We start from the raw sequence: 13,243 nt of genomic DNA, 5'->3' as shown, positions 1-13,243 counted from the left end.
GCGGCTGCGGACGCGCGTAGCGAGGAACACCGGGGGAAAGCCCTACGCTGGCGGCATGACGACGAGCACGCGGTACGCGCTCCTGCTGCGCGGGATCAACGTCGGCGGGCCCCGCAAGGTGCCGATGGCCGAGCTGCGGAACGTCCTCGCCGGGCTCGGCCACACCGATGTGCGGACCTACCTCCAGTCCGGCAACGCGTTCTTCACCACCGCGTCCGGCGCCGGTGAGGACGCGCTCGCCACCGCGATCGAGCAGGCGCTGGAGGGGCACTTCGGCTTCCGGGTGCCCTGCCTCGTCCGCGGCGGGCCGTACCTCCGGGCGGTGGTGGACGCCTGCCCGTTCCCCGCCGGGGAGCTTCAGCCGAAGCAGCTGCACGTCACGTACTGCTCCGCGCCCGTCACCGCCGACCGGTTCGCCGCCCTCGACCGGGACACCTACCTCCCGGAGGAGTTCCGCGTCGGGGACCGAGCGGTGTACCTGTACACCCCGGACGGCCTCGGCCGCTCCCGACTGGCCGACGCCCTCGCCCGCCCGGCCGTCGTCAAGGGCCTCGTCGCCACCACCCGCAACTGGAACACCGTCCTCAAGCTCGCAGAAATGGCCCAGGGCACCGACGGCTGATTGGCCCGCTCGTCCAGGCCACCCCTCGGCTAGCGTCCCCGGTATGAGCGCTGAACAGCCCACGCCCGCCGTCGACTTCTGGTTCGACCCCGCCTGCCCCTTCGCCTGGATCACCTCCCGCTGGATCCTGGAGGTCGAACGCCACCGGGACCTCCGCGTCCGCTTCCATGTGATGAGCCTGTACCTCCACAACCTCGGCAACGAGCTGCCCGACTGGTACCGGGACCTCGTGGACCGGTCCATCGGACCCGTCCGCGTCGCGGCGGCCGCCGTCGAGCAGCACGGCGAGGACGTGCTCCGCGACCTGTACACGGCGTTCGGCACGCGTATCCACCAGGAGAGGAACGGCGACTTCGACGCGGTCGTCGCCGAGGCGCTGGCCGAGCTCGGCCTGCCCGCCGAGCTGGCGAAGGCCGCGGGCGACCCGGCGTACGACGAGGCCGTGCGCCGCAGCCACGACGCGGGGAAGGACCCCGCCGCCGACGCCTACGTGGGCACCCCGACCCTCCACGTGGACGGAGCCGTCTGGTTCGGCCCCGTCCTCAACGCGATCCCGCGCGGCGAGGAGGCCGTCCGTCTCTTCGACGCCTTCCGCACCCTCGCCGGGCACGAGGCGTTCTTCGAGCTGAAGCGCACCCGCACGGGAGGCCTGTCCTACGACTGACGGACTGAGGGACTGACGGACTGCCCGGGCTCCCTTCGGCCCGGGCCGCCGCCATGGCCCCGGGCGCCATCGGCCACCGCCCGACCCGCCCCTCCGGCCCGGCGCTCGCCAGGGCCTCGGGCAGCCCCGGACCCCGCGCCGCCCGTCGCGTACGGCGCCCCTCAGGTCTCCCGCAGCGGCGCGTACGCCTCCGCCGCGAGGCCGAACGTCCACGCCACGCCCTGCCGCGCGGTCCGTGTGCCCGGCGGCACCCGCAGCCAGTACGTGCGGCTCGTCCCGTCCGGCTCCGGAGTGGAGTTGACGACCTCCACCATCACCACGTCCTCGTCGTCCGGCAGCGGTATCCGCCACAGGACACCCGTCTCGTCCCGGTGCACCGGCTCGGCGCCCGACTCGCGCAGATAGCGGTCGTAGCCGTAGAACTCCAGCATCACCCGGCGCAGTTCGGCGTTCTCCTCCGCCCGGACGCGCTCCGGGGTCAGGGACCCAAGCTCCGCCAGGAAGTCACCGGGGACGGGCATGCCGCGCCACGCGTGGAGCGCGAAACCGTCCGGGTAGGCCAGCGCGGGGCCGTCCCCCCGGTCCAGCCGGCCCGCCTCGTCCCGGTGCAGCTCCACCGGCCGCTCGCACACGACGGCCAGCCGCTCGTACGGCCACCACCAGCCCGCCGACCGGGCCACGGCGGCGAGCCCCGCCAGCGGCGACCCGGTCTCCGTGCCGAACGCGCACAGCCACGCCGCGTCGTGCTGGCCCAGCACCGCGTCGAGCAGCAGCAGCCGGACCACGTCGCGCCCCTCAGTCCGCCACGATCCGCACCGCGCCCGGCACGTACTCCCGCTGCCGCACCACCCGGTACCAGCCCTTCGGCAGCGGGATCGCGGCGTGCTCCTCGTGCACCACCCGCCCCCCGTCCGGCAGGTGCAGCAGCAGCGGCCCGAACACTCCGGGCTCACGCACCAGCCGCCCCGGGCCGAGCACGGCGTGCGCGTGCCCCGTCACCTCGCCCAGCGCCAGCACCATCCGGCCCCGCCCGTCCCTCGGCTCCCCGGGAGCGTCCACGGCGTGCGCCGGCACGGCCGACTCGTCGAGCGGGACGATCAGGACGTCCCCCTGCCGGTACATACGTGTCCCCTTCCCCCGCGCCGCCCAGCGCGCCGCGTCGGTCCCGACCGTAGGACGAGGGTCTGACAACGGGCCCCGCCCGGCCGCGTTGTCAGTGGCGCTTGCTACAACTTGCAGCACATCCACAACGGCGGACGAGGAACGGCGGGACACCCATGGTGGGCGACGACAACACGTGGTTCGGGCTTCAGGTCCACGACTTCCCGGGACCTGACGACAAGGGCCGGACGCCTTTGCCCGACGCGGACGCCGTGGCCTGGCGCGTCTCGTCGGACACGTACGACGCCGAGGAGTCCTGGCCCGAGGCGTTCGCCCGGTTCGCCGCCGCCGTGGACCTCGGCAAGGTGCGCGCGCTGGTCGTCGGCGCCTGGGAGGACGCGTACGAGCAAGGCCCCGAGGAGATCATCCGGACGATCCTCGACTCCAGGGCCCGGCTCACCTCCCTGCGCGCCCTGTTCCTCGGCGACATGGAGTCCGAGGAGTGCGAGATCTCCTGGATCACCCAGGGCGACGTCACCCCGCTCCTCGACGGCTTCCCCGAGCTGGAGGCGTTCGGCGTGCGGGGCGGCACCAGGCTCGCCTTCCCCGCCGTCACGCACCGGCGGCTGCGGACCCTCGCCGTGGAGAGCGGCGGCATGCCCGCCCAGGCCGTGCGCGGCATCGCCACGAGCGACCTCCCCGCGCTGGAGGTCCTCGACCTGTGGCTGGGCACGGACCAGTACGGCGGCGACTGCGCCATCGAGGACGTGGCGCCGATCCTGGAGGGCTCCCGCCTGCCCGGCCTGCGCCACCTGGGCCTGCGCAACAGCGACATCGAGGACGCCATCGCCACGGCCGTCGCCTCCGCGCCCGTCGTCGCCCGGCTGGACGTGCTCGACCTGTCGATGGGCGTCCTCACGGACGAGGGCGCGACGGCCCTGCTCGGCGGACAGCCGCTCACCCACCTCAAGAAGCTCGACCTGCACCACAACTACATCAGCGAGCCGATGCAGCGGCGTCTGCGGGACACGCTGGAGCCCGCCGGGGTCGTCCTCGACCTGGACCGCGGACACGCCGAGGAAGACGAGTGGGACGGCCGCACCTGGCGGTTCGTCGCCGTCGGCGAGTGACGGACCGGCCATGACGGAGGAAGCGCCGCCGCGCTGGGCGGTCGTCGGCAACCCGGAGAACCGCCGCGTCGCCCTGTTCGACCGCGCCGTACGGGAGGCCGGGCTGCCCGCGCCGCGCGTCGTGCCGTGGGCGGCCGTCCTGCGCGACGGCGGCGCCGACTTCGCGCCCGACGAGGTCGTACGGCTCGAGTCGCCCGGCGAGAACGCCGAGGTGGACCGGGTCCTGCGCGGGCTGGACGACCCGACGCGCGTCGAGGGCGGCGCCCGCTGGTACGAGCGGTTCACCGCCGCCGTGCGGACGCTGCGGGGAGGCGTACGCCTCGACGACCCCGACGAGCTGGCCGTACTGTTCGACAAGCGGCGCTGCCACGCCGTCCTGGACCGGGCCGGGGTGCCGGTCCCGGGGTCCCCCACGTCCGGCGGCGCCGTCCCGGTGCGCGGCTGGGACGACATCCGGGCCCTGATGGACGCGCACGGCATGCCGCGCGTGTTCCTCAAGCCCGCCCACGGGTCCTCCGCGTCCGGTGTGGTCGCCGTCGAGACGGCCGGGCGCGGCCGGGTCAGGGCGACCACCTCCGTGGAGACGACCGGCGACGGCAGCCTCCACAACTCGCTGCGGGTCCGCCGCCTCGACGGCGAACGGGAGGTCGCCGCACTCGCCGACGCCCTCGCCCCCGACGGGCTGCACATCGAACGGTGGTGGCCCAAGGCGTCCCTGGACGGCCGCGTGACGGACCTGCGGGTCGTCGTGGTCGGAGGGAGGGCCACCCACGCGGTCGCCCGCACCAGCCGGTCGCCCATGACCAACCTCCACCTCGGCGGCGAGCGCGGCGACCTGGCCGCCGTGACGGCCGCCGCGGGACCCCGCTGGGCCGACGCCCTGGAGATCTGCGAGCGGGCCGCCGCCTGCTTCCCCGGCACGCTCTGCGTCGGAGTGGACCTGCTCCCCGTGGTCGGCTGGCGCCGGTTCGCCGTCGCCGAGGTCAACGCCTTCGGCGACCTCCTGCCCGGCCTCACCGGCCTGCCCGGCAGCGGCGCCGAGGGCCTCGACACCTACGCGGCGCAGGTCGCCGCCGTACAGCGCCATTACACGAGGAACCACCGTGCACCCGCCTGACAGCAGCCACACCCCCGAAGCCTGCGGCACACCCGGCATCCCCGGAGCCACCGGCATCCCCGGAGCCACCGGCCCCCGTGATGTCCCCGGCCCCCCGGAAGGCCCCGGCACGCCCGGCCGCCCCGGCGTCACCGAGCTGCCGGACATGAACGAGGTAGTGGGCCGCGACGACCTGCTCCTGCTCACGCTCGACACCCTGCGCCACGACGTGGCCGCCGAACTGGCCGCCGCCGGGCGCATACCGAACCTGGCCCGCCACCTGCCCGGCGGCGCCTGGGAGAAGCGGCACGCCCCGGGCAGCTTCACCTACGCCTCCCACCAGGCGATGTTCGCCGGGTTCCTGCCCACCCCGGCCGAACCGGGCCCGCACCCGAGGCTGTTCGCCGCCCGGTTCGCGGGCAGCGAGACGACCGCCGGGCGCACCTACGTCTTCGACACGCCGGATCTCGTGTCGGGCCTCGCCGCGGCCGGGTACCGCACGGTGTGCGTCGGCGGCGTCGGTTTCTTCAACAAGCAGGGGGCGCTCGGCGGCGTCCTGCCGGGCCTGTTCCAGGAGAGCCACTGGGAGCCGGAGTTCGGGGTCGCTTCGCCCGTCTCCTTCGAGGCGCAGGTCGCGCGGGCCGAGCGGATCGTCGCCGGACTTCCCGCGGAGCAGCGGCTGTTCCTCTTCCTCAACGTCTCCGCGCTGCACCAGCCCAACTGGTTCCACCTGCCCGGCGCGACCCGCGAGGCCGGGGACAGCCGCTCCACCCACGCCGCCGCCCTGGAGTACGTGGACCGGCACGTCGGCCGGCTGTTCGCCGCGATGAGCTCCCGCCGCCGCTGCTTCGCCATCGTCTGCTCGGACCACGGCACGGCCTACGGCGACGACGGCTACACCGGTCACCGCATCGGCCACGAGGCCGTGTGGACCGTGCCGTACTCCCACTTCTTCCTGGAGCCGTCCGCATGACCGCGCCCGCCGCCACCGTGAGCCCCGTCCGGCCGTACGAGGCGTACGTCTACGCCTACCCGCACAAGACCGCGTACACGGAGCTGAAGGACCGTCCCGCGCTGCGCGACCTGTGGCGGGGCGAGGCGAAGGACGCGCTCTCCCTCTACCTCCACATCCCGTTCTGCGAGGTCCGCTGCGGCTTCTGCAACCTCTTCACCCGCATCGGCGCCCCCGACGGCCTCACCGGCCGCTACCTCGACGCCCTCGACCGGCAGGCCACCGCCGTCCGCGACGCCCTCGACGCGTCGGACCACGAGAGCCCCGGACCGATACGCTTCGCCAACGCGGCGTTCGGCGGCGGCACGCCCACCTTCCTGACCGCCGACGAGCTGGAGAGGCTCTGCGACATCGCGGAGCGGCGCATGGGCGCCGACCTGCGCGCGGTCCCGCTCTCCGTCGAGACGTCCCCGGCCACCGCGACCGCCGACCGGCTCGCCGTCCTCGCCGAGCGCGGCGCGACCCGCCTCAGCATCGGCGTGCAGAGCTTCGTGGACGAGGAGGCCAGGGCGGCCGTGCGCCCCCAGCGCCGCGCCGATGTGGAAGCCGCGCTCGGCCGCATCCGCGACACGGGCGTGCCCGTCCTCAACATCGACCTCATCTACGGCATCGACGGCCAGACCCCCGCCACCTGGCGCACCTCCCTCGACGCCGCCGTCGCCTGGCGGCCCGAGGAGCTGTACCTCTACCCGCTGTACGTGCGCGACCTCACCGGCCTCGCCCGCCGCACCGCCCACCCCGACCGCGCCTGGGACGATCAGCGCCTCGCCCTGTACCGGCAGGGCCGCGACCACCTCCTGGCGCACGGCTACGAGCAGGTGTCGATGCGCATGTTCCGCCGCGCCGACGCGGCCCCGCAGGGCCCCGACGACCACGCCTGCCAGACGGACGGCATGATCGGCCTCGGCTGCGGCGCCCGCTCGTACACCTCCACGCTCCACTACTCCTTCGACTACGCCGTCGACATGGGGCGCATCCGGGCGATCATCGACGACTACACCGCCACCGAGGACTTCGGGCACGCCGTCCACGGCCGCCGGATCACCGGCGACGAGGCGCGCCGCCGCCATCTCCTCCAGTCGCTCCTCCAGGCGCGGGGCATGCCGCTCGCCGACTACCGCGCCCGGTTCGGCACCGACCCGTACGACGACTTCCCCGCCGAACTGGACGCCTTCGCCGCACGCGGCTGGCTCGCCGACGGGGGCGGTCAAGGACGAGACGGCGGCGTGCTGCGGCTCTCGCCGGAGGGCCTGGCCCACTCCGACGCGCTCGGCCCCGAGCTGTTCTCACCCGCCGTACGGGCCGCGATGGCCGCGTACGAGCCGAAGTAGCCGCCATGGACCTGACGATCCTGTACCGGGGGCCGCTCGCCTCCTGCGACTACGACTGCCCGTACTGCCCCTTCGCCAAGCGCCGCGACAGCACCGAGCAGCTCCGCGCCGACCGGGCCGCGCTGGAACGGTTCACCGGCTGGGCCGCCGCGCAGACCGGCGACCGGCTGTCCGTGCTGTTCACCCCCTGGGGCGAGGGCCTGGTCCGCTCCTGGTACCGGCGCGCCCTGGTCGAGCTGTCACACCGGCCGCACATCGGGCGCGTCGCCATCCAGACCAACCTCAGCTGCCGCACCGACTGGCTGGCGGACGCCGACCCCGCGACCGTCGCCCTGTGGTGCACCTACCACCCGGGCCAGACCCCGTACGAGCGGTTCCTGGCCAAGGCGCGCGACCTCGCCGACCGGGGCGTGCGCCACAGCGTCGGCGTCGTCGGCCTGCCCGAGCACCTCCCGGACGCCCGGCGGCTGCGCGCCGCCCTGCCCGCCCATGTCTACCTGTGGGTCAACGCGGCGGAGGGCCACACGTATACGGACGAGGAGGCCGCCGTATGGACGGCCGTCGACCCGCTGTTCCCGTACAGCCGCCACCCGCACCGCTCGGCCGGGCTGCCGTGCCGTACGGGCGAGTCGGTCGTCTCCGTGGACGGCGACGGCACGGTCCGCCGCTGCCACTTCGTCCGCGCCGAGCTGGGCAACCTCTACGACGGCTCGTACCGCGCCGCGCTCGCCCCACGCCCCTGCCCGCTGGCCGTCTGCGACTGCCACATCGGGTACGTGCACCTGGAGACGCTGCCGCTGTACGACGTGTTCGCGGGCGGCGTCCTGGAACGCGTCCCCGCGCCCGCGAACGTCCGGCGAACGCCCTAGACGGCGGCGACCAGCGGGCGGGACGCGCGTGCCTCGTCGTACCGCTCCACGAGCAGCCGGGCCAGTTCCGGCGCAGGGCCGAACACGCCGGCCAGGACGTCGGCGTCCGCCGCGCCCGCCGCGATCCGGTCGGGGAGCCGTCCGGGCGCGATCACATACGGGGCGACCGCAACCCGGCGGACGCCCTCCGCGCGCAGCGCCCGTACCGCGTCCTCGGTACGGGGAAGGGATGCGGAGGCGAACGCGGGCCGCACGGCGCACCAACCGGTACGCCGCAGCTCCCGCGCCGTTTCAGCGAACACCGCGTTCGCCTCCGGGTCGGTGGAGCCCGCGAAGGCCAGGACGATCCCGGTCGCGGGCTTGTCGGCGGGCGTGAGACCCGCCTCGTACAGGCGCCGCTCCGCCGCGCGCAGCAGCAGCGGCGAGGGGCCGAGCACCTCCGCCTGACGGACGCGCAGCTCAGGCGGCGCCTGACGCAGCACCGCCGGGATGTCCGCCTTGGCGTGGTACGCCCGGCTCAGCAGCAGCGGCAGGGCCACCACGTCCCGTACGCCGTCGGCCGCGAGCGACGCCAGGACGGCCGGTACGGACGGCACGTTGAAGTCGAGGAACGCGGTCTCCACCCGGACGCCGGGCCGCAGCGCCGCCACCGCGCGCACCAGGGCGTGGACGGTCGCGGCGTGCCGGGGGTCGCGGCTGCCGTGCGCGACGACGAGGAGGGCGGGACCGGTGTCGCGGGGGAGGCGGACGGGACGGGTCATGGCGCTCAGCCCCTGCCCAGCAGTCCGCGGCGGCGCAGCACGGCGCGCTCCAGCGGGCTGAAGACCAGCAGGTCGACGGCGATGCCGACGAGCAGGATCAGCAGGATCGCCAGGAAGATCCCCGGCATGTCCGAGTTGTTGCGGCCGTTCTCCAGCAGCTGGCCGAGCCCGAGGCCCAGCTCCGGGGACGACGCGATGATCTCGGCGGCCATCAGGGAGCGCCACGAGAACGCCCACCCCTGCTTCAGGCCTGCCAGATAGCCGGGCAGCGCGGCCGGCATGACGATGTGCCAGGCGCCCCGCAGCCCGGTCGCGCCCAGCGTGCGGCCCGCGCGCAGGAACAGCGGCGGCACCTGGTCCACGCCCGCGACCAGCCCGTTGGCGATGGACGGTACGGCGCCCAGCAGGATCACCGCGAACATCATCCGGTCGTTCAGGCCCAGCCACAGCACGGCGGGTGGCACCCACGCGACGGACGGAAGCGACTGGAGGCCCGACAGGATCGGCCCCACGGCGGCCCGTACGACCTTCACCCGGGCGACGAGCAGCCCGAGCGGCGTACCGATCGCGAGCGCCAGCACGAAGCCGAGCAGGGCGCGGGACACGCTGGTCCACATGACGCCGAACAACGTTCCCTGCAGCCACATCTCGGACAGGCTGTCCCATACGGCGGACGGCGCGGGGAGCTTGTACGCGTCGGTGACCTCCGCCCACACGAGCAGCTGCCACACGGCCAGCACGAGGGCGACCGCCACGACGGGCGGCAGGACCTTCCGCACCAGCGTCTCGCGCAGCGGCGCGCGGCGCGTCTCGACCGTGTCCAGCGCGTCGAGCCCCGCCTCCAGACCCGCCAGGTCCTCCGGCCCGCCCCGGCCGGACGCCCCCGGCCCCGTACCGGACCCGGACTTCACACCGGCCCCCGATCCCGTGCCGGCCCTCGTGTCAGTGCTGCCCATGTCGGCGGATCTCCCCCCGCAGTTGTTCCGTGATCTCCAGGGACAGCTCCGCCACCGCGGCGTCCTCGATGCGGCGCGGCTGCGGAATGCCGACCGTCCACTCGCGGGCGATCCGGCCCGGCCGGGACGACAGCAGCACCACGCGCTGCGCGAGACGCACCGCCTCGCGCACGTTGTGGGTGACGAACAGCACCGACAGACCGGTCTCCTCCCAGATCCGGGTCAGCTCGCCGTGCAGCACGTCGCGGGTGATCGCGTCGAGCGCGGCGAACGGCTCGTCCATCAGCAGCAGCCTGCTGTCCTGGGCGAGCGCCCTGGCCATCGCGACCCGCTGCCGCATCCCGCCGGACAGCTCGTGGACACGCTTGCCGTACGAGCCGCCCAGCCGGACCAGTTCGAGGAGCCGCTCCGCCTCGCCGCGCCGCTCGGCCTTGGGCACACCGCGCAGCTTCAGCGCCAGCTCGATGTTCTTGCCCGCCGTCAGCCACGGGAACAGTGCGTGCTCCTGGAACATCAGGGCGGGCCGCCCGTCCGTGGCGATCGTCCCGGAGGACGGCCGGTCGAGCCCGGCGACCAGGTTGAGCAGGGTGGACTTGCCGCAGCCGGACGCCCCGAGCAGGGTGACGAACTCGCCCGGCGCGACATCGAGGCTGATGTCGTCCAGGACGAGCTGCTGCCCGGCGGGGCCGGCGAAGGACTTCGAGACGCGCTCGATCCGCGCGGCGTACTCGACCGCCGTACGGTCCTCGGCGCGGGGCGCCGTTCCGATCGTGATGGCCATGGTCGTCACCTCCTGGGAGCTGGTCTGACGGTCTGACGGGACGGACGGGGGTCGGAAGGCCGATGGGGGGACAGGGGTTTCACCGGACGCCGAGCCCCGCGTCGTGGACGGGTGCGCGGCCCTCGGCCGCGAGGACCCGGTTCAGCGGCCGCAGGTCGTAGATGCCGTCCAGCCGGGGGTTCTCCAGCAGTCCGGCGGCCTCGGCGTGGCGGGCCTGCTCGCGCAGCGTCCCGGCCAGCGGGTCGTCCAGGAACCGGATCGTCGGCCACGCCGAGTCGATGACCTTGGCGGGCAGCGCCTTGCCGGTGAGCGCCTTCATCTGGGCGTTCGCGGCGGCCTTCGCCTCGCGGGGGTGGGCGGTGATCCACGCGTTGGCCTTCAGCGAGCCGCGCAGCACCGCCTCCACCACGTCCGGGTGCCGCTCCAGGAACGGCTGTGCGACGACGATGCCGGTGATCACGAAGCGGCCGCCGGGCCACAGCGACGCCTCGTCCAGGAGCGGCTTGGCGCCCTCGGCGATCAGCTTCGACGCGGTGGGCTCGGGCACCCACGCGCCGTCCACCGACCCGGACCGGTAGGCGTCGGGCAGGATCTTGTTGTCCACGCGCAGCACGGACACATCGCCCTCGCCGCTCTGTGGATCGACCTTCCAGCCCTGCTCGGCCGCCCAGTGGAGGAAAGCCACGTCCTGCGTGTTGCCGAGCTGCGGGGTGGCGATCCGCTTGCCCTTCACATCCGCGAGGTCCTTCACCCGCTCCGGGTTGACGACGAGCCGGACGCCGCCGGACGCGGCGCCGCCGACGATCCGCAGGTTCTTGCCGCCGGACCGGGTGTAGCCGTTGACCGCGGGGGAGGGGCCGAGGTACGCGATGTCCACCGACCCCGCGTTGAGCGCCTCCACCGCCGACGGGCCCGCGTTGAACGTCGCCGTCCGCAGTTTCGTGCCGCGCAGTTCCCTCTGGAGGAAGCCCTCCCGGTCGCCGACGAGGGCCGTGCCGTGGGTGAGGTTCGCGAAGTACCCGACGCGGACCGTGTCCACCGACAGCTTCGGGCCCTGGGGGACCACCTTCGCCCTGTTCTCCACCGCCTGCGAGCCGTAGCCGCACGAGACCAGCGCCATGAGCAGCAGCGGCAGGACCGCGGCGAGGGCGAGGCGGCCGCGCGGGGCGGGGCCTGGGCGGGAGGTGGCAGGCACGGGAGGTTCCTCTCGTCGGCCCGGCCGCTACCCCCCGTACGGGAGGGGCGGGGCGGCCGGGCGGGCGGCGGTGGGCGGGCTGCTGCGGCCGTGACGACGGCCGCGGCGGTGGCGGGGGAGCGGACGGCGGTTCATCGGGCACATCGCGCGACGCCCCCGGTGCCCGCGCCGACGCGCCCGCCGCCGACCCGGCCGCCCTCCTTCGCGAAGGTCGCGAAGGCGTTCCGGACGGCGAGCAGCCGGCGCCCGGCCCGCCGCGCGCGGGCGGCCAGGACTCCGTACGCGGGCAGGGCGCCGCACGCTGCCGCGGCGCCGTACAGCGCGAGTCGGCTCCGGGACGCGAGCGCGGCGCGGGCCGTCACGGGGGCATCCGTCATCAGAAGTCCCAGCCGTCGTCGGCGGGCGTCGCGGCGGACTTCTCCGCGGACTTCTCGGTGGCGAACGACTCGCCCGCCATGCCCGCCGCGAGGGTGGTGCCGTCCGCCGGGTCGATCAGCAGGAACGAGCCGGTGCGGCGCGAGTCGGCGTACGCGTCCAGCGCGAGCGGCTCCGCCGTGCGCACCTTCACGGTGCCGATGTCGTTGGCGACCAGCTGCCCCGGGTCCGGGTGCTGGGACAGGTCGTCCAGGGTGAGCCGGGACGGGATGTCCTTGACGATCGCCTTGACGGTGCGGGTCGTGTGCTTCAGCAGTACGCGCTGGCCGACCGTCAGCGGCTGGTCCGCGACATGGCAGACGGTCGCCTCCACGTCCTGGCTGGTCGCCGGGGCGTCCCCGGACGGCACGATCAGGTCGCCGCGCGAGATGTCGATGTCGTCCTCCAGCAGGAGGGTGACCGACTGCGGTGTCCACGCGACGTCCACGGGCGTGCCCAGCAGGTCGATGCCGGAGATCCGCGACGTACGGCCCGACGGCAGTACGGTCACCTCCTGGCCGACCCGGAACGTACCGGCCGCGATCTGCCCCGCGTACCCCCGGTAGTCCGGGTGCTCGGCGGTCTGCGGGCGGATCACGTACTGGACGGGCAGCCGGGCGTGGCAGCCGGTCAGGTCGTGGCTGACCGGCACGGTCTCCAGGTGCTCCAGCACCGTCGGCCCGCCGTACCAGTCCATCGTCGCGGACGGCTCCACCACGTTGTCCCCGGCGAGCGCCGAGATCGGGATGGCGGTCACCTCGGGGACGCCCAGCTCCGTCGCGTACGCCGTGAACTCCTCGGCGATCCGCGCGAAGACGGACTCCTCGTACGCGACGAGGTCCATCTTGTTGACGGCGAGCACCACGTGCGGGACGCGCAGCAGCGCGGCGATCGCGGCGTGCCGTCGGGTCTGCTCGACCACCCCGTTGCGCGCGTCCACGAGGATCACGGTCAGCTCGGCGGTGGACGCCCCGGTCACCATGTTCCGCGTGTACTGCACATGGCCGGGCGTGTCGGCGAGGATGAACCGGCGCCGGGCCGTGGCGAAGTAACGGTACGCCACGTCGATCGTGATGCCCTGCTCCCGCTCGGCCCGCAGACCGTCCGTCAGCAGCGCCAGGTCGGGCGCCTCCTGGCCGCGCGAGCGGGAGGCGTGCTCGACGGCCTCCAGCTGGTCGGCGAGGACCGACTTGGAGTCGTGCAGCAGCCGGCCCACGAGGGTGGACTTGCCGTCGTCCACGGAACCGGCGGTCGCGAAACGCAGCAGGGTGGTGGCCGAGAGGTGCTCGGCGGCGGTGGTGCTGGACATGT

The 13,243-nt window shown here is 74.3% G+C and carries 14 protein-coding genes and 1 pseudogene; 7 read left to right on the top strand and 8 right to left on the bottom strand.

Annotated elements, in window-relative coordinates:
- Positions 1–55: 55 nt before the first annotated feature.
- Positions 56–622 (top strand): DUF1697 domain-containing protein, encoded by a 567-nt coding sequence (locus tag J116_RS04410; protein ID WP_023590559.1) that lies wholly within the window; start codon positions 56–58, stop codon positions 620–622.
- Between the two features lie 43 nt (positions 623–665).
- Complete coding sequence (locus tag J116_RS04405) at positions 666–1,286, top strand: mycothiol-dependent nitroreductase Rv2466c family protein (RefSeq protein ID WP_023590560.1); 621 nt, start codon at positions 666–668, stop codon at positions 1,284–1,286.
- A gap of 161 nt (positions 1,287–1,447) precedes the next feature.
- On the opposite strand, the pseudogene J116_RS04400 reads toward J116_RS04405, so the two are convergent.
- Both J116_RS04400 and J116_RS04395 read right to left on the bottom strand, forming a co-directional pair.
- A pseudogene (locus tag J116_RS04400) lies at positions 1,448–2,068 on the bottom strand (DUF6745 domain-containing protein); the annotation flags it as partial.
- A gap of 13 nt (positions 2,069–2,081) precedes the next feature.
- Entirely contained in the window at positions 2,082–2,408 is a 327-nt protein-coding gene (locus J116_RS04395; protein ID WP_023590562.1) for a hypothetical protein, read from the bottom strand.
- 155 nt (positions 2,409–2,563) lie between these two features.
- Here J116_RS04395 and J116_RS04390 point away from each other — a divergent pair, with 155 nt between their 5' ends.
- The 5 genes from J116_RS04390 to J116_RS04370 all read left to right on the top strand — a co-directional run bounded on the left by J116_RS04390 (position 2,564) and on the right by J116_RS04370 (position 7,825).
- The gene (locus J116_RS04390; RefSeq protein WP_023590563.1) at positions 2,564–3,517 is read left to right on the top strand and encodes an STM4015 family protein; all 954 of its coding nucleotides are present in this window, start codon (positions 2,564–2,566) and stop codon (positions 3,515–3,517) included.
- 10 nt (positions 3,518–3,527) lie between these two features.
- Complete coding sequence (locus tag J116_RS04385; protein WP_023590564.1) at positions 3,528–4,634, top strand: STM4014 family protein; 1,107 nt, start codon at positions 3,528–3,530, stop codon at positions 4,632–4,634.
- A 145-nt stretch (positions 4,635–4,779) separates the two neighbouring features.
- Positions 4,780–5,586 (top strand): STM4013/SEN3800 family hydrolase, encoded by an 807-nt coding sequence (locus J116_RS04380; protein ID WP_028964663.1) that lies wholly within the window; start codon positions 4,780–4,782, stop codon positions 5,584–5,586.
- Positions 5,583–6,956: an STM4012 family radical SAM protein gene (locus J116_RS04375; protein ID WP_023590566.1), complete on the top strand. Its 1,374-nt coding sequence runs from the start codon at positions 5,583–5,585 to the stop codon at positions 6,954–6,956. The genes J116_RS04380 and J116_RS04375 overlap by 4 nt, the downstream gene beginning before the upstream one ends.
- Positions 6,957–6,961: 5 nt before the next feature.
- Positions 6,962–7,825 carry an STM4011 family radical SAM protein gene (locus J116_RS04370; protein ID WP_023590567.1) on the top strand — a complete coding sequence of 288 codons (864 nt, stop codon included), beginning with the start codon at positions 6,962–6,964 and terminating at the stop codon, positions 7,823–7,825.
- On the opposite strand, the gene J116_RS04365 is transcribed toward J116_RS04370, so the two are convergent.
- From J116_RS04365 to J116_RS04340, 6 genes are all read right to left on the bottom strand, one after another.
- Entirely contained in the window at positions 7,822–8,586 is a 765-nt protein-coding gene (locus J116_RS04365; RefSeq protein WP_023590568.1) for a sirohydrochlorin chelatase, read from the bottom strand. The two genes, J116_RS04370 and J116_RS04365, sit on opposite strands and share 4 nt — an antisense overlap.
- A gap of 5 nt (positions 8,587–8,591) precedes the next feature.
- Entirely contained in the window at positions 8,592–9,542 is a 951-nt protein-coding gene (locus J116_RS04360; protein WP_023590569.1) for an ABC transporter permease, read from the bottom strand.
- Entirely contained in the window at positions 9,529–10,323 is a 795-nt protein-coding gene (locus J116_RS04355) for an ABC transporter ATP-binding protein (RefSeq protein WP_023590570.1), read from the bottom strand. Before J116_RS04355 ends, J116_RS04360 begins: the two co-directional genes overlap by 14 nt.
- A 79-nt stretch (positions 10,324–10,402) precedes the next feature.
- The gene (locus J116_RS04350) at positions 10,403–11,518 is read right to left on the bottom strand and encodes an ABC transporter substrate-binding protein (RefSeq protein ID WP_023590571.1); all 1,116 of its coding nucleotides are present in this window, start codon (positions 11,516–11,518) and stop codon (positions 10,403–10,405) included.
- Between the two features lie 131 nt (positions 11,519–11,649).
- The gene (locus tag J116_RS04345; RefSeq protein ID WP_037948670.1) at positions 11,650–11,895 is read right to left on the bottom strand and encodes a hypothetical protein; all 246 of its coding nucleotides are present in this window, start codon (positions 11,893–11,895) and stop codon (positions 11,650–11,652) included.
- Entirely contained in the window at positions 11,895–13,241 is a 1,347-nt protein-coding gene (locus J116_RS04340; protein ID WP_023590573.1) for a sulfate adenylyltransferase subunit 1, read from the bottom strand. Before J116_RS04340 ends, J116_RS04345 begins: the two co-directional genes overlap by 1 nt.
- Positions 13,242–13,243 lie beyond the last annotated feature (2 nt).

This window comes from Streptomyces thermolilacinus SPC6, assembly GCF_000478605.2.
Lineage (GTDB): Bacteria > Actinomycetota > Actinomycetes > Streptomycetales > Streptomycetaceae > Streptomyces > Streptomyces thermolilacinus.
Note: the sequence above shows the minus strand (reverse complement) of the source record. Positions and strands in the feature narration are given on the sequence as shown.

Coding starts and splice junctions, on each gene's coding strand:
- J116_RS04410 (WP_023590559.1), top strand. CDS start 56: ATGACGACGAGCACGCGGTACGCGCTCCTGCTGCGCGGGATCAACGTC.
- J116_RS04405 (WP_023590560.1), top strand. CDS start 666: ATGAGCGCTGAACAGCCCACGCCCGCCGTCGACTTCTGGTTCGACCCC.
- J116_RS04395 (WP_023590562.1), bottom strand. CDS start 2,408: ATGTACCGGCAGGGGGACGTCCTGATCGTCCCGCTCGACGAGTCGGCC.
- J116_RS04390 (WP_023590563.1), top strand. CDS start 2,564: ATGGTGGGCGACGACAACACGTGGTTCGGGCTTCAGGTCCACGACTTC.
- J116_RS04385 (WP_023590564.1), top strand. CDS start 3,528: ATGACGGAGGAAGCGCCGCCGCGCTGGGCGGTCGTCGGCAACCCGGAG.
- J116_RS04380 (WP_028964663.1), top strand. CDS start 4,780: ATGAACGAGGTAGTGGGCCGCGACGACCTGCTCCTGCTCACGCTCGAC.
- J116_RS04375 (WP_023590566.1), top strand. CDS start 5,583: ATGACCGCGCCCGCCGCCACCGTGAGCCCCGTCCGGCCGTACGAGGCG.
- J116_RS04370 (WP_023590567.1), top strand. CDS start 6,962: ATGGACCTGACGATCCTGTACCGGGGGCCGCTCGCCTCCTGCGACTAC.
- J116_RS04365 (WP_023590568.1), bottom strand. CDS start 8,586: ATGACCCGTCCCGTCCGCCTCCCCCGCGACACCGGTCCCGCCCTCCTC.
- J116_RS04360 (WP_023590569.1), bottom strand. CDS start 9,542: ATGGGCAGCACTGACACGAGGGCCGGCACGGGATCGGGGGCCGGTGTG.
- J116_RS04355 (WP_023590570.1), bottom strand. CDS start 10,323: ATGGCCATCACGATCGGAACGGCGCCCCGCGCCGAGGACCGTACGGCG.
- J116_RS04345 (WP_037948670.1), bottom strand. CDS start 11,895: ATGACGGATGCCCCCGTGACGGCCCGCGCCGCGCTCGCGTCCCGGAGC.
- J116_RS04340 (WP_023590573.1), bottom strand. CDS start 13,241: ATGTCCAGCACCACCGCCGCCGAGCACCTCTCGGCCACCACCCTGCTG.